The organism is Fulvimonas yonginensis (assembly GCF_037137055.1).
Classification (GTDB): Bacteria; Pseudomonadota; Gammaproteobacteria; order Xanthomonadales; family Rhodanobacteraceae; genus Frateuria_A; species Frateuria_A yonginensis.
In genome coordinates this window covers 228,965-253,641 of sequence record NZ_JBBBNY010000004.1, presented here as the reverse complement: position 1 = coordinate 253,641, position 24,677 = coordinate 228,965, and the positions used below count along the sequence as shown (strand labels likewise).

Annotated in this window: 21 protein-coding genes and 1 riboswitch; of the genes, 5 read left to right on the top strand and 16 right to left on the bottom strand. The window is 70.8% G+C overall.

Annotated elements, in window-relative coordinates:
* Nucleotides 1-22: 22 nt before the first annotated feature.
* Nucleotides 23-1,309 carry an ATP-binding protein gene (locus WAT24_RS08720; protein WP_336807460.1) on the bottom strand — a complete coding sequence of 429 codons (1,287 nt, stop codon included), beginning with the start codon at nt 1,307-1,309 and terminating at the stop codon, nt 23-25.
* Nucleotides 1,306-2,022, bottom strand: a complete 717-nt coding sequence (gene ompR / locus WAT24_RS08715; RefSeq protein WP_336807459.1) for an osmolarity response regulator transcription factor OmpR — start codon at nt 2,020-2,022, stop codon at nt 1,306-1,308. Before ompR ends, WAT24_RS08720 begins: the two co-directional genes overlap by 4 nt.
* A 187-nt stretch (nt 2,023-2,209) precedes the next feature.
* On the opposite strand from ompR, the gene WAT24_RS08710 reads away from it, so the two are divergent.
* Together WAT24_RS08710 and WAT24_RS08705 are read left to right on the top strand one after the other, a co-directional pair.
* Nucleotides 2,210-2,890 (top strand): hypothetical protein, encoded by a 681-nt coding sequence (locus tag WAT24_RS08710; protein WP_336807458.1) that lies wholly within the window; start codon nt 2,210-2,212, stop codon nt 2,888-2,890.
* Between the two features lie 3 nt (nt 2,891-2,893).
* Complete coding sequence (locus tag WAT24_RS08705) at nt 2,894-3,856, top strand: alpha/beta hydrolase family protein (protein WP_336807457.1); 963 nt, start codon at nt 2,894-2,896, stop codon at nt 3,854-3,856.
* Between the two features lie 3 nt (nt 3,857-3,859).
* Here WAT24_RS08705 and WAT24_RS08700 read toward each other — a convergent pair whose 3' ends face one another.
* Complete coding sequence (locus WAT24_RS08700; protein ID WP_336807456.1) at nt 3,860-4,408, bottom strand: DUF488 domain-containing protein; 549 nt, start codon at nt 4,406-4,408, stop codon at nt 3,860-3,862.
* 147 nt (nt 4,409-4,555) lie between these two features.
* Here WAT24_RS08700 and WAT24_RS08695 point away from each other — a divergent pair, with 147 nt between their 5' ends.
* On the top strand, nt 4,556-5,002 hold the full coding sequence (locus WAT24_RS08695; protein WP_336807455.1) for a PA2169 family four-helix-bundle protein: 447 nt from the start codon (nt 4,556-4,558) through the stop codon (nt 5,000-5,002).
* Nucleotides 5,003-5,047: 45 nt separating this feature from the next.
* Here WAT24_RS08695 and WAT24_RS08690 read toward each other — a convergent pair whose 3' ends face one another.
* The 3 genes from WAT24_RS08690 to WAT24_RS08680 form a co-directional block, all read right to left on the bottom strand.
* A complete protein-coding gene (locus WAT24_RS08690; protein ID WP_336807454.1) occupies nt 5,048-5,638 on the bottom strand; it encodes a hypothetical protein in 591 nt (196 codons plus the stop codon).
* 105 nt (nt 5,639-5,743) lie between these two features.
* Nucleotides 5,744-6,568, bottom strand: a complete 825-nt coding sequence (queF, locus tag WAT24_RS08685) for an NADPH-dependent 7-cyano-7-deazaguanine reductase QueF (RefSeq protein ID WP_336807453.1) — start codon at nt 6,566-6,568, stop codon at nt 5,744-5,746.
* A gap of 134 nt (nt 6,569-6,702) precedes the next feature.
* Nucleotides 6,703-7,695, bottom strand: coding sequence for an aldo/keto reductase (locus WAT24_RS08680; RefSeq protein ID WP_336807452.1), 993 nt, complete (start codon nt 7,693-7,695; stop codon nt 6,703-6,705).
* 105 nt (nt 7,696-7,800) lie between these two features.
* Between WAT24_RS08680 and WAT24_RS08675 the strand changes: the two genes are divergently transcribed.
* Nucleotides 7,801-8,712 carry a LysR family transcriptional regulator gene (locus WAT24_RS08675; protein ID WP_336807451.1) on the top strand — a complete coding sequence of 304 codons (912 nt, stop codon included), beginning with the start codon at nt 7,801-7,803 and terminating at the stop codon, nt 8,710-8,712.
* Between the two features lie 114 nt (nt 8,713-8,826).
* Here the strand turns inward: WAT24_RS08675 and WAT24_RS08670 are convergent, their stop codons facing one another.
* Complete coding sequence (locus WAT24_RS08670) at nt 8,827-9,570, bottom strand: glutathione S-transferase family protein (protein ID WP_336807450.1); 744 nt, start codon at nt 9,568-9,570, stop codon at nt 8,827-8,829.
* A gap of 139 nt (nt 9,571-9,709) precedes the next feature.
* Between WAT24_RS08670 and WAT24_RS08665 the strand changes: the two genes are divergently transcribed.
* Nucleotides 9,710-12,034, top strand: a complete 2,325-nt coding sequence (locus WAT24_RS08665; protein ID WP_336807449.1) for a S9 family peptidase — start codon at nt 9,710-9,712, stop codon at nt 12,032-12,034.
* Between the two features lie 83 nt (nt 12,035-12,117).
* Here WAT24_RS08665 and WAT24_RS08660 read toward each other — a convergent pair whose 3' ends face one another.
* The 9 genes from WAT24_RS08660 to WAT24_RS08620 all read right to left on the bottom strand — a co-directional run bounded on the left by WAT24_RS08660 (nt 12,118) and on the right by WAT24_RS08620 (nt 24,070).
* Nucleotides 12,118-12,588 carry a nuclear transport factor 2 family protein gene (locus WAT24_RS08660; protein WP_336807448.1) on the bottom strand — a complete coding sequence of 157 codons (471 nt, stop codon included), beginning with the start codon at nt 12,586-12,588 and terminating at the stop codon, nt 12,118-12,120.
* Between the two features lie 194 nt (nt 12,589-12,782).
* Complete coding sequence (locus WAT24_RS08655; RefSeq protein ID WP_336807447.1) at nt 12,783-14,681, bottom strand: M56 family metallopeptidase; 1,899 nt, start codon at nt 14,679-14,681, stop codon at nt 12,783-12,785.
* Nucleotide 14,682: 1 nt separating this feature from the next.
* Nucleotides 14,683-15,069: a BlaI/MecI/CopY family transcriptional regulator gene (locus WAT24_RS08650; protein WP_336807446.1), complete on the bottom strand. Its 387-nt coding sequence runs from the start codon at nt 15,067-15,069 to the stop codon at nt 14,683-14,685.
* A gap of 217 nt (nt 15,070-15,286) precedes the next feature.
* Nucleotides 15,287-18,532: a TonB-dependent receptor gene (locus WAT24_RS08645; protein ID WP_336807445.1), complete on the bottom strand. Its 3,246-nt coding sequence runs from the start codon at nt 18,530-18,532 to the stop codon at nt 15,287-15,289.
* Nucleotides 18,533-18,858: 326 nt separating this feature from the next.
* Nucleotides 18,859-19,299: a nuclear transport factor 2 family protein gene (locus tag WAT24_RS08640; RefSeq protein WP_336807444.1), complete on the bottom strand. Its 441-nt coding sequence runs from the start codon at nt 19,297-19,299 to the stop codon at nt 18,859-18,861.
* 30 nt (nt 19,300-19,329) lie between these two features.
* A complete protein-coding gene (locus WAT24_RS08635) occupies nt 19,330-20,193 on the bottom strand; it encodes a helix-turn-helix transcriptional regulator (RefSeq protein ID WP_336807443.1) in 864 nt (287 codons plus the stop codon).
* 31 nt (nt 20,194-20,224) lie between these two features.
* Nucleotides 20,225-21,232, bottom strand: coding sequence for a ribonucleotide-diphosphate reductase subunit beta (locus tag WAT24_RS08630; protein ID WP_336807442.1), 1,008 nt, complete (start codon nt 21,230-21,232; stop codon nt 20,225-20,227).
* A 189-nt stretch (nt 21,233-21,421) separates the two neighbouring features.
* Nucleotides 21,422-21,646 (bottom strand): hypothetical protein, encoded by a 225-nt coding sequence (locus tag WAT24_RS08625; protein ID WP_336807441.1) that lies wholly within the window; start codon nt 21,644-21,646, stop codon nt 21,422-21,424.
* 12 nt (nt 21,647-21,658) lie between these two features.
* Nucleotides 21,659-24,070, bottom strand: coding sequence for a ribonucleoside-diphosphate reductase subunit alpha (locus tag WAT24_RS08620; protein ID WP_336807440.1), 2,412 nt, complete (start codon nt 24,068-24,070; stop codon nt 21,659-21,661).
* Nucleotides 24,071-24,313: 243 nt separating this feature from the next.
* Nucleotides 24,314-24,529: riboswitch (cobalamin riboswitch) on the bottom strand.
* Nucleotides 24,530-24,677 lie beyond the last annotated feature (148 nt).

The window sequence follows — 24,677 nt, the reverse complement described above, 5'->3', positions numbered from 1 at the left end:
GCACAGGCGCCGGGGATGGGCATCATCGGCCCACGGGGAGCCGCAATCGGGCCAGGAAGCCGCCGCCCGGCCGGTTGGCCAGGTCCAGCCGGCCGCCGTGCAGGCGGGCGGCCCGCGCGGCGATGGACAGGCCCAGTCCGCTACCGCCGCCGCCGCGCGCCGGGTCGCCGCGCAGGAACGGCTGGCCGAGCCGGTCGAGCAGCCCGGCCGGCACGCCGGGGCCGTGGTCGGCCACGCCGAGCACGACCGAGGCGCCCTCGCGCGCGAGGGTCAGTGCGTAGGGCGCGCGGCCGTAGCGCTCGGCGTTGTCCATCAGGTTGCCCAGCGCGCGCCGCAGCAGGGTGGGGCGTACCGCCAGCACGAGCCCTGCCGGGGCGTCGAACTGCCAATCGTCGGGCGCGGCGCGCAGGGCGAGCAGCTGCCCGACGAGCGTGCCCAGGTCGACCGGCTGCGGTGCCTCGTCGCGGCCTTCGCGCACGAACGCCAGGCATTGTTCGAGTGCGCGGTCCAGTTCCTCCAGGTCGACCACCATCGCCTCGCGGCGCGCCGGATCCGCGGCGTCGCCCAGCTCGAGCGCCAGCCGCAGCCGGGCCAGCGGCGTGCGCAGGTCGTGCGAGATGCCGGCAAGCATCAGCTCGCGCTCGCGGGCCGCGGCACGCAGGCGCTCGCCGGCCTCGCCGATCGCCTGGGCGAGCCGGCGCACCTCGCGCGGACTGCCCTCCAGCACGGTGGCGGGGGCTCCGTCCAGCAACGCCGGTGCCTGCTGCGCCAGCCGTTCGAGCGGGCGGGTGAGCAGGCGCGCGGACAGACCCGCCGCGAGCAGGGCGATCAGTCCGGCGAACAGGCTGAGCAGCAGGGTGGAGTCGAGCAGCCGCTGGCGGTAGCTGGGCAGCTCCAGCACCACCCAGCGGGCCGGATCGTGCGCGCTGCGCAGCCACAGTTGCGACGACACGGGCGTCTGCGTGGCGGCCACCCGCGCCGGATCGCCGAGCAGGCCGGCGGCGCTTTGCGCGATGGCGTGCAGCGCTGGTGTGACACGGCGCGCGGTCGACGTCTGCGGCGGCGTGTCGCGGACCTGCACGCCGAGTCCGCGCAGCGCGGCCAGTGCCTGCCGCGCCGCCGGCGCCTGCGGCTGCGCCGCGAGCGCGTCGACGGCCGTGGCGGTGGCGAGCGCGAGCCGGCCGTAGCTCTCGCCCACCACCTGGCGGCCGAAGCGCCGCTGCAGGCCACCGGCCAGGACCAGCGCCAGCAGCAGCGCCGCCGCCAGCAGCGCCAGGACCAGCGCGAAGGTGGACGGCGTCCGCCTCATGCGCGGCCGCCGTCGGGTACGAACACGTAGCCCTCGCCCCAGACCGTCTGCAGCCAGCGCGGTTGGCGCGGGTCCTGCTCGAGCAGGCGGCGCAGCCGCGAGACCATCACGTCGATGCTGCGGTCGAAGGCGTCGTGTTCGCGCCCGCGCGCCAGCGCGATCAGCCGCTCGCGGCTCAGCGTCTGGAACGGATGGGCGACCAGTGCGGCCAGTACGGCGAACTCGCCGCTGGTGAGCTTGAGCGGCGTATCGCCGTCGAGCAGCTGGCGTGTGGCCGGATCGAACACGAAGCGGCCGAAGCGCACCGGCGCCTGTTCGGCCTGCGGCGCGCCCACCGGGCCCCGCGGCCGCCGGCGCAGCACGGCACGGATGCGCGCGACCAGCTCGCGCGGGTTGCAGGGCTTGGGCAGGTAGTCGTCGGCGCCGAGCTCCAGGCCGACGATGCGGTCGACGTCGTCGCCCTTGGCCGTGAGCATGATTACCGGGATGTCCACGCCCTCGGCACGCAGGCTGCGGCACAGCGCCAGGCCGTCGGCATCGGGCAGCATCAGGTCGAGCACGATCAGGTCCACGTGGTGGGCGGCCAGTGCGCGGCGCATGCCGGCGGCATGGGCCACGCCCGTGGCGCGCAGGCCCTGCTGCGCGAGGTAGCGCTCCAGCAGGTCGCGCAGGCGCAGGTCGTCGTCGACGACCAGGATGTGGGCCGGGTCCATGGGCGCGGACTATCGGGTGGCGCCGCGCGGGCGGCAAGCGGGCGGGCGGTGGATGTGTAAGCGGATGTTTCCGGAACGGACAAGGGCAATACCCGCTCACACCGGCACGCGCCGGTGAAACACCTCTCCCGCGCGGAACGGAGACCATCGCTCCACGTCCGCTCAGGACGCTTCAGAGGAGCCCGCCATGCGCCTGTCGATCGTGCCGTTGCTCGGCCTTGCCTGCCTGCTCGCCTCCCCGCCGTCCCCGGCCGGGGTGCGCCACGGCGCTTCCGTCCACCGTACCCATGCCGGCGGCATCGCGCGCACCCACGGTACGCTCGCCACCGGGCCGGACGGACGCCGTGCCTGGCATGCCGGCGGTACGACCGTCGGCGGCGACGGCAGCGTCAGTCACGTGCGTGCCGGGGGGGTGTCCGGTCCCGACGGCCGTGCCGTGGGCGGCCGCCGCACCACGGTGGGCAACGACGGTACGATCGCCCGCCGGAGCGGCTACGTGGTGCAGGGGGCGAACGGCGGGACGATGCAGGGCGGACGTCGCGTGCAGCGCGGTCCGGACGGCACGCTCCAGGCCGGCTACGCGGCCAGCGGGCAGCGCGCCGACGGCGGCAGCTACAGCCGCAGCGGCAGCCGCACGCGTACCGCCGACGGTGAACGCATGGCCAGCCGCCAGACCCTCGCCAGTGGCGCGCGCGGCAGCTACCAGGGCAGCACGACCCGTGCCGGCGGCACCCTCAGCCACGACAGCTCGATCAGCGGCGCCACCGGCAACAGCTACCAGGGCCAGACCAGCTATACCCGCGGCGAGGGCCTCAGCCATACCGGCACCTGCACCGACGCGCAGGGCCATACCTTCGACTGCAGGTGACCCATGGAACCGATGCGAACCACACCGACGACCGCCTTCCTGCGCGCCGGCCTGATGGCCGCCCTGCTTGCCGCCCTGTGCACGCCGGCCATGGCCGGCAGCCTGCGCGACCGCCTGCTGCAACGCGCCCAATCCGACATGCTGGCCGGGGACACCGCGCCGGCGACCATCCCGCCCGGCGTGCGCGTGCTGCGCGACGTGCCCTATGGCGACGACCCGGCGCAACGGATGGACGTCTATCTGCCCGTGCAGGGTGCTGCGCACGCGCCGGTGATCTTCATGGTGCACGGCGGGGCCTGGGCGTACGGCGACAAGGCCATGCGCAGCGTGGTGCAGAACAAGGTCGCGCGCTGGGTGCCGCGCGGCTTCGTGCTGGTCTCGACCAACTACCGCATGCTGCCGGGCACGCGTCCGATCGAGCAGGCACGCGACGTGGCGCGCGCGCTGGCGGCGGCGCAGGGGCTCGCCGCCGGCTGGGGTGCCGACCGCGACCGCTTCATCCTGATGGGCCATTCGGCCGGCGCGCACCTGGTCGGGCTGATCTCGGCCGAGCCCGTGCTGGCCTTCGACCAGGGCGCGCTGCCGTGGCTGGGCACGGTGGCGCTGGACAGTGCCGCGCTCAACGTGGTGGCGATCATGCAGGGGCCGCACCTGCCGCTGTACGACGCCGCGTTCGGCGACGACCCGGCCTACTGGCGCGCGGCCTCGCCGCTGCAGCAGCTGGCGACCCGCGGCGCGCCGTTCCTGGCAGTGTGCTCGACCCGCCGCCGCGAGTCCTGCCCGCAAGCGCGCAACTTCGTCGCCGAGGCCGAGGGCCTGCACATGCGCGCGCAGGTGCTGGGCGAGGACCTCTCGCACCGGCAGATCAACGAGGAGCTGGGCACGCCCGGCGACTACACCACGCAGGTGGAGGCGTTCATGGCCTCGCTCGATCCCCAGGTGGCGCGCCGGCTCGGCGACCGCTGAGCCTCACCCGGGCGGATAGACCAGATGATCGCCCGCACGGCGTGCGGCGGGCGTCATCGCGGCCGGCTCGGCGCGTCCGTCGCTGCGGATGTGGCACACCGCGCGGCCGGCCGCGATCAGGTAGTCGGCCACGATGCGCCGATGGCAGCGCCACCACAGCGCCTCGGCGCACATCAGCGTGCAGCGCGTGCGTGCCGACAGCGCGAGCAGTTCGGCAAGCCCGGCGCGGAAATCCTCGCCCATGGCGTAGTCCGCGTAGCGGCGGAAGCTCGCGTTCTGCCAGAAGCCGTTGGGTGAGTCGCTGCCGGGCGCAAGGCTGCGCCCGCGCCTGCCCCCGAGCGCGGCCAGGTGCCGGTAGCCGATGCCCAGCGGAGCGAGCGCCGCTGCCAGCGTCGGGCCGTCGAACTGCGGATGGCGGCGCGAGCCCGGCAGCCGGCGCACGTCGACCACGCAGGCGATGGCGTGCGCGCGCAGCAGCGCCGCGAACGCCTCGAACGCATGGGTGGAATGGCCGATGGTGAACACCGGCGCCGGATCGTTCCGTGCAGCCATGCGCCGATCATGCACCCGCGCGCGTGCCGGCCACGCGACGAGCGGATCGTCCGCGCGCTTCACGGGGCCGTCGCCGCCGATGCCTAGCATGGTCGCGCCGGCGGTGGCCATCGCCCCTCGCCGGCGATCGTTCCTCCGGAGATTGCCATGCAGAACCACGACATCCGCGTACTCAACGACCTGATCGAAACCACCATCGACAGTGCGCACGGCTACGCCGAGGCCGCGAAGGACACCGCCAGCAACCGCTTCGGCCTCACCTTCCAGGAGCGTGCCAACGAGCGCCGCCAGGTGGCCGCGCGGCTGCAACGCCACGTACAGGCGCTCGGCGGGACGCCGGAAGACGACGGCAGCGTGCTGGCCTCCGCGCACCGCATGTTCACCAACCTGCGCCGCAAGCTCGGCGACGACGTGGCGGTGGTCGACGAGGTCGAGCGCGGCGAGGACCACATCAAGCACCGCTTCGAGGATGCACTGGAGGATGCCGACGTCACTCCACCCACGCGCGAACTGATCGCCGAGGCCTATCGCTCGGTGAAGTCCGGGCACGACCAGATGCGCGACCTCAAGCGTGCGGTGCACCGCACGCACTAGCCGCGCAGGCGGCGCCCACGCCGGGCGCCGCGGCTGGCGGACGCGTCAGGCCGCCTTGACCTCGAAGGTCTCGCTGCTGACCGGCTTGCCGTCGACGGCGATCTCCACCTTGTACTTGCCGGCCGGCCAGTTGTTCGGGTTGTGCAGCTTGAAGGTGGTGGTGGCCGGACCGTCGGTGGCGATGGTCTGGCTGATCGTGGTGACGTCCTGGCCCTTGCCTTCCAGGTAGCTGAAGCGTGCGCTCAGGGTCGCCCCCGGGGTGGCGCCGCTGGTGGCCACGCTGGCGTAGATGGTGTTCTGCGAGGGCGCGAAGGTGGTGGTCGGCCTGGCGATGCGGTAACCGGCGGTGACCGCATCGCCCAGCGTCACGGCATCGACCTTGAACACGTCCGCCGACTGCACCGCGGCGCTGGTGCCGGTGCTGGCGGAAGCGGCGGCGGCCGGCGTCGTGGCGGCCGGTGCCGGAGTGGTCGCGGCGGGCGCGGGGGCGCTCTGTGCCGCCGTCGGCGCGGCCGCGGTGCTGGCGGCGGGCGGGCTGGTGGCCGGTTCGTTCTCGTGCTTGCCGCAGGCAGCGAGCAGCAGCAGGCCGGACAGCGCCGCGCCGTGCAGGACGAGAGTGCGTGCGTGGATCTTCATGGTCGAATCCGTGAGCGAGCGTCGAAGGGCCGCCAGTGGGCCGGTGCTAAAGGCTAGCGCCGCCGATCTGAAGCGCCGATTACCGGCAGGCAGGCATGCGCCTGCCTACTGGCGGGCGCTGCGCGGGTTGCCCGGCACGGCCTGAGGGTCGGTGCTGCGGAACGGGTTGATGTCCAGCCCCCCGCGGCGGGTGTAGCGCGCGTACACGCTGAGCCGCTGCGGCGCGCAGCGCGCCATCAGGTCCACGAAGATGCGTTCCACGCACTGCTCGTGGAACTCGTTGTGGGTGCGGAAGGAGACCAGGTAGCGCAGCAGTCCGGCCCGGTCGATCGGTGCGCCGCGGTAGGCGATCTGCACGCTGCCCCAGTCCGGCTGCCCGGTGACCGGGCAGTTCGAACGCAGCAGGTGCGAGAGCAGGGTCTCCTCCACCGGCGCGGCGCCGTGGTCGGCGCTGAGATAGTGCGCCTTGGGCGGGCCGTAGTCGTCGATCGCCAGCGGCAGCTCGTCGAGCAGCTCGCCGGGCAGGTCGGCGATCGCGTACGCCGCCGCGGACGGCGGGGTCAGCGCCACCGCCACCGGCGCGCCGGCCGCGACGGCGAGGTCGCGCAGCAGCGTCCCGGTCAGCGCCGGCGTGTCGATCCGCTCCTGCGAGAAGCCGTTCAGGTACAGCTTGAAGGACTTCGATTCGATGATGTTCGGCGAGTCGGCCGGCACGCGGAATTCCGCCAGCGCCACCTGCGGCTTGCCGCGCGGATCGAGCCAGGAGAGCTCGTAGGCGTTCCACACGTCCACGCCGTGGAACGGCAGCGGCTCGATCACGCCGATCTCGGCACGCTTGACGGCGCGGGGAATCGGGAACAGCAGCGAGGGGTCGTAGCGGTCGGCGTAGGCGGTGGCCTTGCCGAGCGGGGAATGTTCGGGGGTGCTCATGCGGCAAGTGTAGTGGCCGCGCACCGCGGACCCCATGCCCGCCACGGCCTTGATGGTCCACCGAGGGCGGGCCCGCCGCGACGCTCTGCGGTAAACCGGGCCCATCGCGAGCAAGCCCGCTCCTGCGGCAGCGGCTATGCGTTGACCATCCGCATCGACTCGCCCGCGTAGCGGTCGCCAGCGGCGGCGTTCGGCGGGAACACCGCGTCGATCGCGGCGAGCTCGTCGGCGCTCAGCCGCACGTCCAGCGCGCCCAGGTTCTCGTCCAGGCGGGTGCGCTGGCGCGTGCCGGGAATCGCCAGCACATCCTTGCCCTGCGCCAGCACCCAGGCGAGCGCGAGCTGCGCCGGCGAGCAGCCCTTGTCGGCCGCGAGCTGCTTCACCTGCTCGACCAGCGCCAGGTTGCGCTGGAAGTTCTCGCCCTGGAAGCGCGGGTTGTGGCGGCGGAAATCGTCCGGCTCGAAGTCCTCCGGCGAGCGGATCGCGCCGGTGAGGAAGCCGCGGCCGAGCGGCGAGTAGGCGACCAGGCTCACGCCCAGCTTGCGGCAGGCCTCCAGCATGCCGTTTTCCTCCGGGTCGCGCGTCCACAACGAGAACTCGCTCTGCAGCGCGGCGATCGGGTGCACCGCGCAGGCGCGCGCCAGGGTCTGGCCCGAGGCCTCGGACAGGCCCAGGTAACGCACCTTGCCGGCCTTCACCAGCTCGGCCATGGCGCCGACCGTTTCCTCGATCGGCACGTTCGGGTCCACGCGGTGCTGGTAGTACAGGTCGATGGTCTCGATCCCCAGGCGCTCGAGGCTGCCCTCGCAGGCGGCGCGCACGTACTCGGGGCGGCCGTTGACGCCGCGCGCCTGCGGGTTGGCCGGATCGCGCACGATCCCGAACTTGGTGGCGATGAAGGCCTGCTCGCGGCGGCCCTTGATCGCGCGGCCGACCAGCGCCTCGTTGGTGTGCGGGCCGTACATGTCGGCGGTGTCCAGCAGCGTGACGCCCCGGTCCAGCGCGTGCCGGATGGTGGCAATCGACTCGGCGTCGTCGTGCGCGCCGTAGAAGTCGCTCATGCCCATGCAGCCGAGGCCGAGCGCCGAAACCTGGGGACCGTTGCTGCCGAGCGTGCGCATTTCCATGGGGCTATCTCCGGGTTGGGTGGCGGGGCGGCCATCGTGCGCTGCTGCGGCCTCCGGATAAATGCTCAATAATCGCCATCACCTTTCAAGCAGGATCAACAATCCATGGACCGCCTGCAGGCCATGCGGCTGTACGCGCGCATCGTGGAAACCGGCAGCTTCACCGCCGCCGCGGACGACCTGAACCTGCCCCGCGCCACGGTCACCCATGCGATCCGGCGACTGGAGGAACGGCTCGGCGCACAACTGCTTCAGCGGACCACGCGGCGCGTGCGCGTCACCCGCGAAGGCGAGGCCTATTACGCCCACTGCGTGCGCCTGCTGGCCGACGTGGACGAAGTGGAGACCAGCCTGCGCGAGGGGGTGATCCAGCCGCGTGGCCGTCTGCGCGTGGAACTCACCTCCACGCTGGCGCGGCTGCTGGTGATCCCGGCGCTGCCGGAATTCTTCGCCCGCTTCCCGCAGGTCGAGCTGGACCTTGGCACCACCGACCGGCGGGTCGACCTGGTGCGCGAGGGCGTCGATTGCGCCCTGCGCGTGGGCGAGCCGGGCGACGCCGGCATGGTCGGCCGGCGCATCGCGGCGCTGCCGCAGGTGACCATCGCCAGCGCCGACTACGTGCGCCGGCACGGCCGGCCGCGCAACCTCGCCGAGCTGCAGGACGGCCACCAGGCAGTGAACTGGGCCTCGCCCACCACTCGCCGGTGCGAGCCGCTGGAATTCATGGTGGGGCGGCGGCGCCGCGAGGTGACCCTGCCCGGTCGCGTCACCGTCAACGGTGCCGAGGCGTACCTGGCTTGCTGCTGCGCCGGCATGGGCATCGCGCAGTTCCCGCGCTACCGCATGGCGCAGGAACTGGCCGACGGCCGCATGGTCGAGCTGCTGCCGCAGACGCCGCCGCCGACGCTGCCGCTGACCGTGCTCTACCCGCCGCGGCGGCAGATGCCGGCGCGACTGCGCGTGTTCATCGACTGGCTGGTGGAACGGGCGGCATCGCAGTTCGGGTCGCTGCGGTGAGCTTGCGGACCCTCGACCCCGGCCCGTGCCTACGCGCGGCGGTTGCCGGCGGCCCTCGACCGTTCGTGCCGCGCGCAGGCCGCGGACCGAAGCGCAGGCGCCGCCGGGGGCCCGCTACGTGCGCGGCAGGCCATGCCGCGGCGCCGATGTGCCGAACGTGTCCGCCGTCAACGGCGCGCCGGCCGCGGCCAGTGCCGCGCGCTGCTCGGCCAATGGCTGGCGCAGCACCGCGTCCTCGAGCACGGCAAGCTTGCGGAACGGTTCGAGCGCCAGCACCCGCTCGACGAACGCGGCGCTGCGCGGCCAGCGCCCGGCATCGATGGCGAAGCGCGCGAACGCGGCGGTGCGGAACATGCAGGCGATGGTGACGTCGGCGATCGACAGGGCGCCGAACAGGAAGCCCTCGGCGGGCAGCCGGCTTTCCAGGTAATCCAGCGCGCGGGGGATGTGCACCTCCAGCGCCTCGCGCACCACCGCCTCGTCGGCGGGTTCGCCGAAGACGTAGCGGCGGATCGCCTTCTGGTAGAACAGCCGCCAGATCAGGCCGTCGGCCAGGTAGGTGTCGGCGTACTCCTCCAGCCAGCGCGCCTGCGCGCGGTCGGCCGGGTCGCTCGGGTACAGCGCGGGCGCGGGATGCACGTCCTCCAGGTACTGGCAGATCACCGAGGAATCGTTGAACACGCGATCGCCGGCCAGCAGCACCGGGATGCGGCGCAAGGGGCTCAGGCGCTCGAAGCGGTCGTTGCCCACGAATGGCGCGATCGGGTCGATGCGGTAGGCCAGGCCCTTGAGCTCCATGCACACCAGCACCTTGCGCACGTAGGGCGAGACGTAGTTGCCGATCACGACGTAAGCCATCGCTTGCGCTCCGCTGCAGGAAATTGCGAGCGTGCGTCCGCTCGGCCCGCACGTCAACGCCCCCGACCTTTGGCAGGGGTGCCATGACTTTCGGCACGTTAGGATCGGACCGTTCGCAGGTCCTCAAAGGGGAAAACAGATGGTTTCGATGATGGGCAAGGCGCGCCTGGCCGGTGCGCTGGCACTGGGCCTGGTGGCCACCGGCGCGTTCGCGCAGGGTCGCACGCTGAGCGCCGACGACTACGCGCGGGCCGAGCGTTTCCTGGGCGACGCCACCGTGCCGCTGGTGGACCATGCGGTCCAGCGCGTGACCTGGCTGGACGACACGCACTTCTGGTATGTCGACCACGACGCCAAGGGCGACCACTACCGCGTCATGGATACCGCCAGCGGCAAGGTGTCCGATGCCTTCGACCAGCCGCGGCTCGCCGCCGCGCTGGGCAAGGCGCTGGCCAAGCCGATCAAGGCCGACAAGCTGGGCATCCGCGACTACGTGATCGCGAACGACGGCCGGCTGGACGTGCAGGTCGCCGGCCGGCACTACCTGTGCGACCTCAAGTCGGCGCAGGGCGAATGCGTGGCCAGGAAGGCCGGCAAGGAGCCCGGCGTGCTGTCGCCGGACAAGAAGACCGAGGCCTTCATCCGCGACTGGAACCTGTGGCTGCGTGACGTCGCCACCGGCAAGGAGACCCAGCTCACCACCGACGGCGTGGAGAACTTCGGCTACGCCACCGACAACGCCGGCTGGAAGCACACCGACAACGCGATCCTGGTGTGGTCGCCCGATTCGAAGCAGATCGCCACCTTCCAGCAGGATCAGCGCAAGACCGGCGACATGTACCTGCTCAAGACGCAGGTCGGCCACTCCGAGCTGCTCAAGTGGAAGGGCCCGCTGGCCGGCGACGAGCACGTGACCATGATCGAGCGCGTCGTCATCGACGTGCCCACCAGGAAGGTGGTGCGCCTGAAGATGCCGCCGGACCAGCACCGCTCGACCCTGTGCGATGACATCAGTTGCGGCCCGGAGGGCGGCTGGGACGACGTGAAGTGGGCAAGCGACGGCAAGACGCTGGCCTTCGTCTCCACCTCGCGCTACCACAAGGACGAATGGTTCCGCATCGCCGATCCGAAGACAGGCGCGGTACGCACCGTGTTCGAGGAGCACGTGCCGACCTACTACGAGAGCGGCAACGGCCAGGTCAACTGGTTCTACCTGCCCGAGAGCCACGAGGCGATCTGGTTCTCCGAGCGCAGCAACTGGGGCAACCTGTACCTGTACGACCTCGACACCGGCAAGCTCAAGCATGCCATCACCACCGGCGAAGGCAACGTCACCGAGGTGCTCAAGGTCGATCCGAAGACGCGCACCGTGTGGTTCCGTGGCGTCGGCCGCACGCCGGGCGTGAACCCGTACTACCAGCAGTTCTTCAAGGTCAGCCTGGACGGCGGCAGGCCGGTGCTGCTCACGCCGGAAGCGGCCAACCACGAGATCACCCTCTCGCCCGACGGCAAGGCCTTCGTCGACACGTACTCGACCCCGACGGAGCCGCCGGTCACCGTGCTGCGCGACAGCCACGACGGCCGCACGCTCGCCACCGTCGCCAGGGCCGACATCAGCCGCCTGCGCGCGGCCGGCTGGGTGCCGCCGATGCCGATCACGGTGAAGGCGCGCGACGGCAAGACCGACCTGTACGGCATGCTGTTCCGGCCCAGCCACTTCGATCCGCACAAGAAGTACCCGGTCATCGACTACATCTACCCCGGTCCGCAGACCGGCTCGGTGCGCGGGCGCAACTTCCTCGCCGCGCGCGGCGACAACCAGGCGCTGGCCGAGCTCGGCTTCGTCGTGGTGGCGATCGACGGCATGGGCACGCCCTGGCGTTCCAAGGCCTTCCACGACGCCTGGTACGGCAACATGGGCGACAACACGCTGCCCGACCAGGTGGCCGGCATCAAGGAACTGGGCAAGCGCTACGCGTGGATCGACCTCGACCGCGTCGGCATCTGGGGCCATTCCGGCGGCGGCAACGCCACCGCGGACGCGATGTTCCGCTACCCCGACTTCTTCAAGGTCGGCTGGTCCGAGAGCGGCAACCACGACAACCGCAACTACGAGGACGACTGGGCCGAGAAGTACCAGGGCCCGCTGGTCAGGAACAAGGACGGCAGCACCAACTACGACGACCAGGCCAACCAGAGCCACGCCGCCAACCTCAAGGGCCGGCTGATGCTGGTGCACGGCACGCTGGACGACAACGTGCCGCCGTCCAACACCTTGCTGGTCGCCGATGCGCTGATCAAGGCGAACAAGGACTTCGACCTGCTGCTGATCCCCAACGTGCACCACGGCTACGGCAAGGAGAAGGGCGCCTATGCCATGCGCCGGCGCTGGGACTACTTCGTGCGCTACCTGGCCGGCGACACGCCGCCCAAGGAGTTCGGCTTCACCCCGTCCAAGGACTGAGGGGCGTCGCGACCGGAAACCCACCGAAGGCCGGGCTTGTCCCGGCCTTCGGCCTTCCGGCGATATGCCTCGGGAAGATGGGGCTAGCGTGCCGTGCTGTGCTGGGAGTAGACCGCGTGCCAGCCGCCGTCGCGGTACACGAACACGTCGGACGAACGAATGTGCTGTGGCCCTTGCGCCGGGTCGTAGAAGGACACGATCGCCAGGTTTCCCTCCAGCCGCACTGCCTTGCCCGAGGGGTGCGCGGACAGGTAGGCCTGGATCCGCCGCATGACGCGATCCGAGCCCTTGGCGCTCCGCGCGTGGGCCAGGATGGCGGCGCGGTCGTGCACGGCGCCGTCGGCGCCGACCGAACGGTAGGACGGCAGCAGCATCTGCGCCAGCCAGGCGGTGTCGCCGGTGCCTTCGGCCTGCAGCCAGTGCTCCTCGACGGCAAGCACGGCCGCTTCGGAGCGGGCGGTTTCGTCGACCGCGGCGGCAGCGGGGCTGCCGCAGGCGAGCGCCAGGCCGCAGGCCTGGGCGAGCAGGGCGTGGCGCAGGAAGCGGCAGGACATGGCGGCTCTCCAGGCGAATGGTCCGCCGAGGGTGCCCTGCCCGGGAATCGCGGTCGCCTGGTCGGTGACGGGCGGGTGGCCCGGGTGGACGAACGGCCCGCGCACGTGGCAGGCGGACCGCGCCGGTGTGCCTTCGAGCGGCGCCACCGGATGCGGGCCGGACCGCCGACGGCGGCCCGGCCGATGGACCAGCGCTAGCCCTTGCCCAGCGGCTGCGCCTTGCCGCTGCGCACGGCCTCCTCCAGCAACTGCTGCATCTGCTGCCCGGCCTGCCGGGCGACCTGCTGCTGGCGCTGGTCCAGCGCCCGCTGCTGCTTCTCGAACTCGGCCTGCTGCGCTTCCAGCTCGCGCTGCCGCGAGGCCTGCACCTGTTCGAGGGCGGCGCGCTTGGCTTCCAGCTTGGCTTGCTCCTGCTCCAGGGCCTGCCTGCGGGCTTCACGCATGGCCGTGGTGTCCGAGCCGGAGTGCCGGACCAGCTCTGCCTGCTGCCGCGCCAATTCGGCCTGCTCGCGGGCCAGGCCGGCTTCGCGGGCGGCCAGTCCCGCCTGCTTGCCGGCCAGCTTGCCCTGCCTGCCGGCGAGCTTGCCTTGCTCGCGCGCCAGCTCGCTTACCGGCTGGAAGGCCTGGCGCGCCCGTTCGATCGTCGCCTCGTCGCGCACCACGTAGGTCCTGCTGTCGCGACGGAACCACAGCATGGGTTTGCCCGCGTTCCGGTACAGGCGCTCGATCGCGGGCATGTCGGACTGCGCGGCGGTGACGATGACCGCGTCGTCGTCCAGCAGGGCGAAGCCGTCGCCCCCGGGATTGCCGTTGTCGATGTAGACGTGCCGGGCCGACAAGCCATCGAAGTTCGCGAGCGGCGGGGGCGGTGGGGACAGCGGTGCCGCCGGCGGGAGCGGCGCAGGCGGCGGCGGAGGCGGGGCCGGCCAGTGCGACACCGACGCGGCGGCGACGGGCGCCGGAGCGGCCGCAGGAGCCGGCATCGGCTGGGGCGCAATGGCCGGTGCCGGGGACGTGGCGGGCGGCACCGTCGCGGCCGGCGTATCGCCTGCGGTGACGCGGTAGGGCAGCACGCCGGCCAGGGCGACCAGGGTCACCAGCAGCCAGCCGCGCGCGCGGGGCGAGGATTCGTTGACGCTTTGCTGCAGCATGAGCAGTCGCCTCTTCAGGTTGTCGAACGTGGGGGAAGCGCCGGCCAGGCCGGCGTGGAGCGGATGCGAGACGCCCAGGCGCAGCAGCAGCCGGCCGTAGGCCTGCACCGCGGCGTGGTGGTCGCGCATCACGCGCGCGTCGCAGGCCGCCTCGCGGTGCAGGGCGTACTCGCGCATCGCCCAGCGCACCGCCGGGTGGAAGAAGAACAATCGCTGCGCGAGCGCCGGCACCAGGCCGAACCACAGGTCGCGCCGCGCGAGATGGGCGAGCTCGTGGGCGAGCGCCAGCTCCCACTCGCGCGCATCCAGCGCCTGCCGCGCCGGCAGCAGCACCACCGGGCGCAACCAGCCGGCGACCTGCGGCGAGGTGACCGTGGCGCACTGGCGCAACTGCGGGCAGCGGCGCAGGCCGAGCGCCCGCGCCTGGCGGCGGCACCGCTCGCGCAGGAGCGGATCGGCCACCGGCTCGGCGTGCGCGTGCACGGCGCGCGCGCGTCGCCATTGCCGCCAAAGTCGCGGCACCTGCAGCACCAACCCGGCGAACCACGCCAGCACGGCGAGCAGCGGACCGGTGGAGGCCAGGCGATCGGCGGTGGCCGTGCGGTCGGCGGCCGTGGGCGAGGGCGCCTGCGCGGGCAGCGCCGGCGCGGCGAGGTCGGCCAGCGGAGCCGCTGCGTTCGGGACCATCGGCGCAGCGATGTCGGCGACGGACACCGGCGCCGGTTCGGGCGACAGCAGCGGCAGTTCCACCGGACGGCTCCAGCTCAGGCCGAGCAGCAGTTGCGCGCCCACCAGCCACCACAGCGCGCTGCGTGCCGCCGCCGGCATGCGCGGTGCCAGGCGCAGCAGCAGCGCCACCGCGGCGATCAGGACGCAGGCCTGCAGCGAGGTCCAGGCGAGCCGTTGCAGCAGGTCCCCGGCAAGGGCGGTGAGGGTCGGCATGTCAGGTCTCCTTGCGGCGCGACTGCAACTGGGCCACCAGCGCCTCCAGCTCGGCCAGCTCCTCGTCGCTGACCTCGGCGCGTTCGGACAGGTAGGCCACGAACGGCGACAGCGAGCCGCTCAGGGTCTTTTCCACGAAGCTGCCGACCGCGTTGCGCATCGCCTCGCCGGGCGCGGTGGCGGGGCTGTAGCGGTAGATGCCGCCGGCCTGGCGGCGCTTGAGATAACCCTTGCCGCGCAGGCGCTCCATCATGGTCAGCACCGTCGAGCGGGCCAGGCCGCGCGCCTCGCCGAAACCGGCGGCGACCTCGCCGACCGAGGCCGGCGCGTGTTCGGCGAGGTAGTGGAGCAGGGCGAGTTCCTGGTCGCCGATGGAAGGGCGGGGCATGGCGGCTTTCCTGACTACAGTTGTAGTCAAGCTAGCGCTGACTACAGCTGTAGTCAATAGGCCGGAAGGGCTGCTGGATCGCTCCACCATCCTCTTCGGACGACGGAGCGGCTCCCGCCCCTCGCCCTGCAGGGGAGCGGGGGGGCCGGTATTGCGCGGGCAAAAAAAAACGGGCGCCCGAAGGCGCCCGTCGCGGGACCGGCCGAGGCCTGGCCCGTCAGAACGAGTAACGCAGGGTCAGCATCGCCGACCAGCGGGATACCACGCGGCTGGGGTCGTAGAAGCCGCCGTCGTAGGTCTGCAGCTGCTGTGGCTGGTAGTTGCCGTTCTTGTCGGTGGGCAGCGTGTACACGTACTGGCCCTGCGCATTCACGCCGGCGTAGCTGGCGAGGCTGCGGGTCGGGTAGATGCCCGTGTTGCGCTGCTGCCCCCAGTCCTTGTTGAGCAGGTTGAGCACGTTGTAGATGTCCAGGCGCAGCTCGCCCTTGTTGCCCTTGAAGATGCCGGGCACCTCCTGCGAGAAGCTCATGTCCAGCTCGTTCACCCAGGCGGTGCGGTCGCCGTTGCGGTTGGCGATCTGGCCGCGGTGGTGCCTGAGGTAGTCGTCGCTGGCCAGGAACGCTTCGAACTGGTCGATCACCTGCTGGCTGGTACCCGGGGCGAAGGCCACCTTCGGGTCGTTCACCGCCGGGATGTAGGCCGGATCCCAGCCCGAGATGCTGTCGCCGTTGGCGTCGTTGCTGAACACCCAGGTGTAGGGCATGCCGGTACGGCCGCTGTAGAACGCCGACACCTGCGTCTGGTAGTCGCCGAAGAAGGCGTGCTGCCAGGTCAGCGAGGCCTTCAGCACCTTGGCCACGTTGTAGTTCGAGGTCGCCTCCACGTCGGAGTTCGGATTCAGGCGCGCCACGCGCTGGTAGCCGTTGTAGGCGATGGTGTCGGTGCCCGGGTCGACGTCGGTGGCGTGGTTGAAGGTCAGGCTGAGATTGCCGAACCAGTTCTCCGAGAACGGCTTGTTCAGCGCCAGGGTCAGGCTGTCGGACTTGCCGCGATGGGTATTGGTCAGCAGCGTCGAGGCGCTGCTGAAGGCCCGGTTGCGGTTGGCCAGCGCGTCCTTGGAGGTCGGCGCCTCGCCCGGGGTCGCCCAGTACTGCTCGCGGCCGTCGGGCAGCACGCCGGTCGGCGCGCCGAAGTTCACCGCCTGGTACAGGATGCCGTCGCGCACCTTGATGTGCTGGTACTCGGCCGAACCCACCAGGCCCCACCAGGGCAGTTCGCGGTCCAGCGCCAGGCTCATCTTCCACACGGTCGGCAGACGGAAGTCCTTGGCGATGGTGTCGATCGAGCCCGCGCCGCCGCCGGCGGGGATGTTCTGGTTGAACGGGTCCGGGCTGAACGGCGCGCTCGAGGGGTCGAACGAGGTGTAGTTGAGCAGGGTGACGCCGTTGTTCTGGAACGGGTTGGTCATCCACACCGTCGGCGGATTGGTCTGGAACAGGCCCACGCCGCCGCGCAGCTGGGTCTTGTACTCGCTGTCGAACAGGTAGTTGAACGACAGACGCGGCTCCACCACGCGGTTGGACGAGCCGACCACGTAGTTGTTCGGATAGCCAAAGGCCTGTTCGAAGGCGGGGTTGTAGACCGGCTGGTCGCTGGAATGCGGGATGTCCACGCGCACGCCGTACTGCAGCGACAGCGCATCGGTCACCTGCCAGGTGTCCTGCAGGAACGGGCTGATCTGACTGTAGGTCCACTTGCCGGCGATGTCGTCCAGCGTGTAGCCCGGCGCCGGGTGGTACAGCTCGTACTTGTTGTAGTTGCCGGCGGCGAAGTTGTCGAGGCCCCAGAAGGTGTAGACGCCGAACTGGGCCTGGCCGAACAGGTTGTTGATCTTGTTGCGCTGGTAGTCGACGCCGCCCTTGATCGCGTGGTCGCCCAGGTAATAGGTGCCGGCCAGGAAGATGCTGAGCTTCTTGGTGTCGATGTGGTTGTAGTGGCGGTAGCGCTCCTCGCCCAGGTTCACCGACGGGCCCTTGCCGTCCGGCGAAAGGTTCACCGTCACCGACGGCTGCTGGAACGGCGCGGTGGTGTCCTGCAGGTACTTCTGGTAGCCGACCTTCGCCTCGGTGGAGAAGCTGTCGGTCCAGTCGTCGAACACGTGCGCGACGTAATTGTCGGTGGTGATCGCCTTGGTGTAGGTGTAGCTGGTCAGGCCCACGCTGGAGGGGCTGTTGCCGCCCACGGCCGGCAGCATCTCCTTGGTGCGCTGGTAGGTGAAGCTGGCGCGGTGGTTGTCGGAGATGTTCCAGTCGATCTTGCCCAGGTAGCGCTTGTCGTCGTAGGTCAGGCCGGTCGGGCCGCCGAACACGCCGGGGGTGAGGCCCAGCTGCTTGGCCGTGTCGATGATCTTCTGCAGGTCGCCCGGGGAGACCTTGTTGCTGGTGGACGGGCCGTTGCCCAGCGAGTCGTCCAGGCCGTTGGCCGAGTCGGCACCGATGCCGGTGGTCTTCTCGTGCTCGGCCGAAACGAAGAAGAACAGCTTGTCCTTGATGATCGGGCCGCCCACGTTGGCGCCGTAGGTGGTGTCCTTGTCGTAGCCGTTGTAGTGGTAGCCCGGGTTGTCCTTGGGCAGCCAGCCGGCGTCGCCGACCAGGTGGTTGGCGTTGCGGTAGGCGTAGTACACCGAACCGTGGAACTGGTTGGTGCCCGACTTGGTGACCGCATTGACGTCCGCGCCGACCACGTCGGAGGACACGTCGTAGTTGGCGGTGGAGATGTTGTACTCGGCGATCGTCTCGGGGGAGATCGGTGATTTCTGGTAGGGCAGGCCGTTGGCGTTCAGGCCGAACGGGTCGCCCTGGGTCACGCCGTCCACGGCGATGTTGTTGTAGCGGTTGTTCATGCCGGCGGCGGAGATCGCGCCGGTACCCTGGTCGGTCACGGTGATGCGCGGATCCAGGCGCACCACGTCGTCGATCGAGCGGTTGCCCTGCGGGGTGGCCTGCAGCTGGCGCTGCGAGATGGTGGTGGACAGGCCCTTGTTCTCGGTCGAGAAGGTCTGCATCAGCGCGGAGGCGCTCACGGTGACCGCGCCCAGCGTGCTCGCCTCGGCCGCGGCCGCGCCCATGGTCAGGTTGATCGAGGAAGGCTGGCCCAGCTGCAGGTACACGCCGTCCCGCTCGGCGCCGGCCAGGCCCGGCTTGCTCACGGTGATCGCGAACGGCCCGCCCACGCGCAGGCCCTGCGCCGCGTAGCGACCGTCGGCGTCGGTGGTGACCGTCTTGGTCGTGCCGGAGGGCTGGTGGACGATGGTCACGGTGGCGCCGGCGACCGGCTGGCCGTGGGCATCGAGCACGCGGCCGTTGGCGCCGGAGGTGGTGATGTTCTGGGCGGCCACCGGGGCCACCGCCAGCAGCGAGGCGATGGCGAACGGAAGGACGCGCACGCGGATCATGGATTTCATGGGATTCCCGAGGTTGTGACGAACACGGTTCCACCGCCCAGCACGACGCCGCCTCCCGTGAGGGAGGCGGTGGGCAGGGACGCGTGGGCCGGGCAGACCGGCGCAATGGCGCGCATTGTAGGCGCGCCCTTGTGACAATCGAACGAAATTTTCACGGCCCCTTCAGCGCCGGTTCTGCCGTCCGCGAGTACGGCCGCAGCCCTCCCGTGCGCGCGGGACGCTGCCCCACGGGCGGATCAGGGCACCGAGCCAGCCCATCAGCGGCCCAGGCCCCGTCGCAGGTGACATCGCGGACCGAGCCGCGGGCACGACCCTCCCGGCAAGCGCTACGGTGTGGGCACCCGCGTCGCCTCGGTGAAGATCACCTGCCAGCGGCCGCCGCGCTCGGCCCAGATGTCGGCGAAGCGCAGGCGAACCTTGTAGGGCTTGCCTTCGCGGGTGCCTTCCAGCGTGACCACGCCGCCCAGCACGGCGCCGCCGGGCCAGTGGCGCACCACCTCGTCCTCGATCGTGAACGGCTCCATCGAAAAGCCGGGCGCGGTGTAGTCGCGGATGAAGGCGGCCTTGTCCTCGACCCGGGCACGGCTGTTGAACAGCACGTAGTCGTCGGCAAGGAGGCGTGCCAGCGCCGCGCCGTCGCCCTGCATCTGGGCGCGGTCGAACGCGGCAACCGCCTTGGCCAGCGCGGGCGGCAGCATCCGATGGGGCGCGGTGGCGTGGGCGTGGAAGGCCACGGCAAGGGCGAACAGGGCGATGGCGGTCTTCATGGCGTCTCCCGAGGGCTGGCGCCGGCCACGCTAGCGATCGCGCGAAGGTGCCGCTATCAAAATACTGCTCATGCGCGCCGCGCCGTCCGTGCGCAGCCGCGCGCGGGCCGCCGCAGGGGTGAGGCCGAGGTGCCGGCGGAACGCCGCACCGAAATGGCTGTGATGGCTGAAGCCGAGTTCGCAGGCCAGCGCGGCCAGATCGTCCGCGCCGCGGGCGAGGCAGTCGAGCGCGCGCGCCAGACGCAGGCGCGTGCGGTACTCGCTGAGGCGCAGGCCGAAGGCGCGGCGGAACACCCGCGTGAGGTGGAACGGCGAGCAACCGACGCGCGCGGCCAGCGACGCCAGGCCGCCCGCGTCGGCAGGATCGCTCAGCAGGATTTCCTGGGCGCGCCGCGCCAGCCGACGGGCCGCCGTGGAACACGGCTGCGGTGGGGCATCGCGGTGCATGAGGTCGTGGCAGAGCGCGGCGGCGGATTCCTCGGCGGTCAGCCGGTCGGCTTCTCCGCGTGCAAGCGCAGCGTGCAGCGCAAGGTGCCGGTACTGCTCCGCGCTCGTGACCGTACGCGCGGCGTCGGCGCGCTCGCGCAGATACCGGCCGAACAGTTCCTCCTCGTGCTCCGGCGCCACCTCCAAACAGGTGCAGGCATCGCCGCCCTCGAACGGGTGCGAGATGCGGTAGCTGTCGCCGGCCCGGTAGAGCAACGCGGTGGCCGGATCGCCCAGGTAGGTCGCGCCCCGCAGGTGGTAGCCGAAGCCGCCGCGGCGCAACAGGGCCAGGTGCGTGCGCTCGTCGCCACGTTCGCAACCGCAGCCGCCGCGGGGGTGGCGGCAGTCGATGCCGGTGATCCGCAGCAGCGGGCTGTCGAACAGCACGGTGACGTCGGCCAGGCTCATCGGTGTCCTCGCGGCGCGAGCCGCCAGCGTGTCAGAACGCCATGTCGAACGCCACTTCGCCTTGCACGCCGACCTGGTAGGCCGAAACGCGCCGCTCGAAGAAGTTGGTCACCTCCTGCACGTCCTGCAGGTCCATGAAGTCGAACGGATTGGCGGCGCCGTACTTCCTGGGCAGGCCGAGCTGGGCCAGGCGCTGGTCGGCGCAGTACTCCAGGTATTGGCGCATGTCCTTCACCGACAGGCCGGCCACGCCGCCGGCGAGCACGTCCTGGGCGAACTGGGTCTCGCAGGCAATCGCCTCCTCCAGCATCTGCTCCACCTGCGCTCGCAACGCGGCGTCGAAGAGCTCCGGTTCCTCCGCGCGCACCGTGCGCACCACCTCGAAGGCGAACGCCATGTGCGCGCTCTCGTCGCGGAACACCCAGTTGGTGCCCGAGGCCAGCCCGTGCAGCAGACCGCGCGAACGCAGGTAATAGACGTAGGCGAAGGCGGCGTAGAAGAACAGTCCTTCGATGCAGGCGGCGAAGCAGATCAGGTTGAGCAGGAACTGGCGGCGCTGCTCACGCGTCTCCAGGCGGCGCAGGTTCTGGATGGAATCGATCCACTTGAAGCAGAACGCGCCCTTGGCGTGGATCGAAGGGATGGTCTCGATCGCCGCGAAGGCCTGGTGGCGCTCGGCCGGGTCGGGGATGTAGGTATCCAGCAAGGTCAGGTAGAACTGCACGTGCAGCGCTTCCTCGTAGAGCTGGCGCGCGAGGTACATGCGCGCCTCCGGCGCATTGACGTGCTGATAGAGGTTGAGCACCAGGTTGTTGGCCACGATGGTGTCGCCGGTGGCGAAGAAGGCCACCAGGCGGCGGATCAGATGGCGCTCGGCATCGTTCATGCTGCCGTGCAGATCGTTGAGGTCGGGCGCGAAGTCGACCTCGTCCACCGTCCAGGTGTTGCGGATCGCGGCGCGGTACATCTCGTAGAACGCCGGGTAGCGCATCGGGCGCAGGGTCAGGGCGAAGCCGGGGTCGAGCAGTTGGCTGGTCATGGGGTGAGCCTCGGGTGTCTTTCCTCTTCCCTCGGGAGAAAGCCTCCCGAAGGGGCGGATGAGGGTGCGGGGCGTGCGTGGACGCTGGGCGTGCGGCCCTTCGAGTCCGGTGCTATGCGCCTGCCTCAAGTGGACGGCGGTGGCGGGGCGTACCCTCACCGCAACCTCCCTCCCGCGGGGAGGGGACTTTCAGGCCTCGCGGTCGTAGTCGTCGTGGACGTGCTTGCTGATGTAGCCGGCCAGGCCCTTCCCAGCCCGCGCGAGCGCGTGCATGTTCAGCACGTGCTCCATTCCGACGTTGGCAGCCGAGTACCGGTAGTCCTCGCCGTTGACGAACCACACCTGGATCCAGTCGGCACCGAGTTCGTACCTGGTGACGCCCGAATTTCCGTCGAGATTGCGATAACGCGGCACGTGCGTCTCCCATCACTGACAGGCCTCGCAATACTCCGGGCTCTCCAGTGAACAGAACACCGCTGCGTTCGCCTGGCTCTGGCTGGGCGCGACCACGGTGGTCTTGGCGATCTTGGTCGCCGGGCGCGAGCGCAGGTAGTACGTGGTCTTGAGGCCGGCCCTCCAGGCGTACATGTACATCGAGCTCAATGGCCCGATGTTCGGGTTCTCCATGAACAGGTTCAGGGACTGGCTCTGGTCGATGTAGGCACCGCGGGCGGCGGCGAGGTCGATCAGCGCCTTCTGCGGCAGCTCCCACACGGTGCGGTAGATCCGGCGCAGCCGCTCGGGAATGGCACCGATGCCCTGGATGGAACCCTCCGCCAGCTTGATCGCGTCGCGCACGTCGGCCGTCCACAGGCCGAGGGTCTTCAGCTCCTCGACCAGGTAGCGGTTGACCACCAGGAAGTCGCCCGAGAGCGTCTCGCGCTTGAACAGGTTGGAGACCTGCGGCTCGATGCACTCGTAGCAGCCGGCGACCGAGGCGATGGTCGCGGTGGGGGCGATGGCGACCAGCAGCGCGTTGCGCAGGCCGTTCGCGCGGATGCGCTCGCGCAGCGCGTCCCAGCGTGCCACGTCGTGCGGCGCCGCCTGCGGCCAGTAGTCGAACTGCAGCTCGCCGCGCGCGGCTCGCGTCTGGCTGAAGCCCGGGTGTGCGCCGGCCTGTTCGGCCAGCGTGCAGGACTCGTCCAGCGCATGGAAGTAGATCTCCTCGGCGATGCGCGTGGACAGCGCCAGCGCCTCGGGTCCGTCGAACGGCAGGCGCAGCTGGAAGAACACGTCCTGCAGGCCCATCACGCCCAGGCCGACCGGGCGCCACTTGAGGTTCGCGTTTCTCGCGGTGGCGATGGGATAGAAGTTGAGATCGATCACGCGGTCGAGCTGGCGCACCGCGGTGCGCACGGTGGCGGCCAGCTTGTCGAAGTCGAACGCGCCCTCGGCCACGTGCCGGGCCAGGTTGATCGAGCCCAGGTTGCACACCGCGGTCTCGTCCGCGCCGGTGACTTCCAGAATCTCGGTGCACAGGTTGGACAGGTGGATCACATTGCCCGGCTCGGCGGTCTGGTTGCCGGTGGCGTTGCAGCGGTCCTTGAACGTCATCCAGCCGTTGCCGGTCTGCGCCAGCGTGCGCAGCATGCGCGCGTAGAGCTCGCGCGCCTTCACCGTCTTGACGGCCAGGCCGGCGGCTTCCGCCTCGCGGTAGGCGTGCTCGAACGACACGCCCCACAGGTCGACCAGCTGCGGCACCGCCTTGGGGTCGAACAGCGACCAGTCGCCGTCGCTCTCCACGCGGCGCATGAATTCGTCCGGAATCCAGTTGGCCAGGTTGAGGTTGTGCGTGCGACGGGCCTCGTCGCCGGTGTTGTCGCGCAGTTCGAGGAACGCCTCGATGTCCGCGTGCCACGGTTCGATGTAGACGCAGCACGCGCCCTTGCGCTTGCCGCCCTGGTTCACTGCGGCGACCGAGGCGTCCAGCGTCTTCAGCCACGGCACCAGTCCGTTGGAGTGGCCGTTGGTGCCGCGGATCAGCGAGCCACGCGAGCGCACGCGGGTGAAGGACAGGCCGATGCCGCCGGCGAACTTCGAAAGCTTGGCCACGTCCGCGTACCTGTCGTAGATCGCCTCCAGCGAATCGGCCGGCGAATCGAGCAGGAAGCAGGAGGAAAGTTGCTCGTGCGCGGTGCCGGCATTGAACAGCGTCGGCGAGCTGGGGATGTAGTCCAGCGCGGAGAACAGGCGGTAGAGCGCCAGCGTCTCGCCGACTTCGTTGCCGCCCAGCGCACAGGCGATGCGCATGAAGAAGTGCTGCGGAGTCTCGATCACCTTGCGCGTCTGCGGATGGCGCAGCAGGTAGCGGTCGTAGACCGTGCGCAGGCCGAAGTACTCGAAGCGGCGCGTGGCCAGCGGGTCGACCGCGTCGTTGAGCTTGCGCGCGTGCGCGGCGACGAAGTCCCGCAGGCGCGCGTTGAGCAGGCCCAGTTCCGCACCGCGCGCGATGGACTGCGAGAAGCTCTGGATCTCCTGGCCGCGCACTTCCTTGTCGATGTAGGCGCCGAGCAGCCGCGCGGCGAGCTGGCCGTACTCGGGCTCCTCGGCGGTCAGCGCGGCGGCGGTGCGGATCGAGAGCTGGTCCAGTTCGGCGGTGGTCGCGCCGTCGTACAGGCCGCCGATGGTCTTCAGCGCCACACGCAGCGGATCGACTGCGTGCAGGCCGTCGGCGTTGCGCGTCACAGCGCGCACGATCTTGTTGACGTCCACGCTTTCGGTGGCGCCGTTGCGCTTGGTCACGCGCATCTGCGCGGGGCTGTGTGGCGGGGTGAGGGCGAAATCGTCGGCACGCGCGGCGGCGCTGCCTTCGCGGGAAGGAGTGTCGAGGGTGTCCATGCGGATCTCCGGAAAGGAAGCCGCCGCGCCGTGACGGAGGAGAGCGCCCCGACGCGACGGTTCCGAAATCGTCAAACGCCTGCTCCCGCGCGCAGGGCCTGAGGTTTTCGCTTGCACGGAGGACACGCATCACGCGGACGAACGGATCTCCGCATGCGACGCGCCTCCCCGCGGAAGCGGCCACCCGCGCCGGGTCGCGTCAGGGTCGGACGGGCGCGTCTCAGGAGGCGCGACCGCCGGCCCTTGGGGCCTGGCGTGCCGGCAGGTCTTCGGACTCGCGGACCTGGGATCGTTCGATCCCGCCTACTTGCCTTCGCTTCCCAGGCGCGGCGGCCCAGTGCATGTGAAGGCGTTCGTTTCCGCTTACCGCTGCGGGGCAGTTCCGGATTCGCACCGGATTCCCTTTTAAGCCCGACCGACACGATCGTCTGGGCGGGCACCGACGGACACAACATATCGGGCTGTGATGCCGCGGTCAACCCAACATTTGGTGTCGGGCGCCGCGTCGACGGCGGCAGTCCGGGGCTTCGGCGGAGGGTTGGTGCTGCCAGGCTCCGCTTCGCCGGAACGCTGCTGCCCTTGGGGCTCGGGGAAGGACACCGCGTGG

What these genes read in the sequence shown, in the direction of transcription:
- WAT24_RS08720 (WP_336807460.1), bottom strand. Translation starts at nt 1,309, where the DNA reads ATGAGGCGGACGCCGTCCACCTTCGCGCTGGTCCTGGCGCTGCTGGCG.
- ompR (WP_336807459.1), bottom strand. Translation starts at nt 2,022, where the DNA reads ATGGACCCGGCCCACATCCTGGTCGTCGACGACGACCTGCGCCTGCGC.
- WAT24_RS08710 (WP_336807458.1), top strand. Translation starts at nt 2,210, where the DNA reads ATGCGCCTGTCGATCGTGCCGTTGCTCGGCCTTGCCTGCCTGCTCGCC.
- WAT24_RS08705 (WP_336807457.1), top strand. Translation starts at nt 2,894, where the DNA reads ATGGAACCGATGCGAACCACACCGACGACCGCCTTCCTGCGCGCCGGC.
- WAT24_RS08700 (WP_336807456.1), bottom strand. Translation starts at nt 4,408, where the DNA reads ATGGCTGCACGGAACGATCCGGCGCCGGTGTTCACCATCGGCCATTCC.
- WAT24_RS08695 (WP_336807455.1), top strand. Translation starts at nt 4,556, where the DNA reads ATGCAGAACCACGACATCCGCGTACTCAACGACCTGATCGAAACCACC.
- WAT24_RS08690 (WP_336807454.1), bottom strand. Translation starts at nt 5,638, where the DNA reads ATGAAGATCCACGCACGCACTCTCGTCCTGCACGGCGCGGCGCTGTCC.
- queF (WP_336807453.1), bottom strand. Translation starts at nt 6,568, where the DNA reads ATGAGCACCCCCGAACATTCCCCGCTCGGCAAGGCCACCGCCTACGCC.
- WAT24_RS08680 (WP_336807452.1), bottom strand. Translation starts at nt 7,695, where the DNA reads ATGGAAATGCGCACGCTCGGCAGCAACGGTCCCCAGGTTTCGGCGCTC.
- WAT24_RS08675 (WP_336807451.1), top strand. Translation starts at nt 7,801, where the DNA reads ATGGACCGCCTGCAGGCCATGCGGCTGTACGCGCGCATCGTGGAAACC.
- WAT24_RS08670 (WP_336807450.1), bottom strand. Translation starts at nt 9,570, where the DNA reads ATGGCTTACGTCGTGATCGGCAACTACGTCTCGCCCTACGTGCGCAAG.
- WAT24_RS08665 (WP_336807449.1), top strand. Translation starts at nt 9,710, where the DNA reads ATGGTTTCGATGATGGGCAAGGCGCGCCTGGCCGGTGCGCTGGCACTG.
- WAT24_RS08660 (WP_336807448.1), bottom strand. Translation starts at nt 12,588, where the DNA reads ATGTCCTGCCGCTTCCTGCGCCACGCCCTGCTCGCCCAGGCCTGCGGC.
- WAT24_RS08655 (WP_336807447.1), bottom strand. Translation starts at nt 14,681, where the DNA reads ATGCCGACCCTCACCGCCCTTGCCGGGGACCTGCTGCAACGGCTCGCC.
- WAT24_RS08650 (WP_336807446.1), bottom strand. Translation starts at nt 15,069, where the DNA reads ATGCCCCGCCCTTCCATCGGCGACCAGGAACTCGCCCTGCTCCACTAC.
- WAT24_RS08645 (WP_336807445.1), bottom strand. Translation starts at nt 18,532, where the DNA reads ATGAAATCCATGATCCGCGTGCGCGTCCTTCCGTTCGCCATCGCCTCG.
- WAT24_RS08640 (WP_336807444.1), bottom strand. Translation starts at nt 19,299, where the DNA reads ATGAAGACCGCCATCGCCCTGTTCGCCCTTGCCGTGGCCTTCCACGCC.
- WAT24_RS08635 (WP_336807443.1), bottom strand. Translation starts at nt 20,193, where the DNA reads ATGAGCCTGGCCGACGTCACCGTGCTGTTCGACAGCCCGCTGCTGCGG.
- WAT24_RS08630 (WP_336807442.1), bottom strand. Translation starts at nt 21,232, where the DNA reads ATGACCAGCCAACTGCTCGACCCCGGCTTCGCCCTGACCCTGCGCCCG.
- WAT24_RS08620 (WP_336807440.1), bottom strand. Translation starts at nt 24,070, where the DNA reads ATGGACACCCTCGACACTCCTTCCCGCGAAGGCAGCGCCGCCGCGCGT.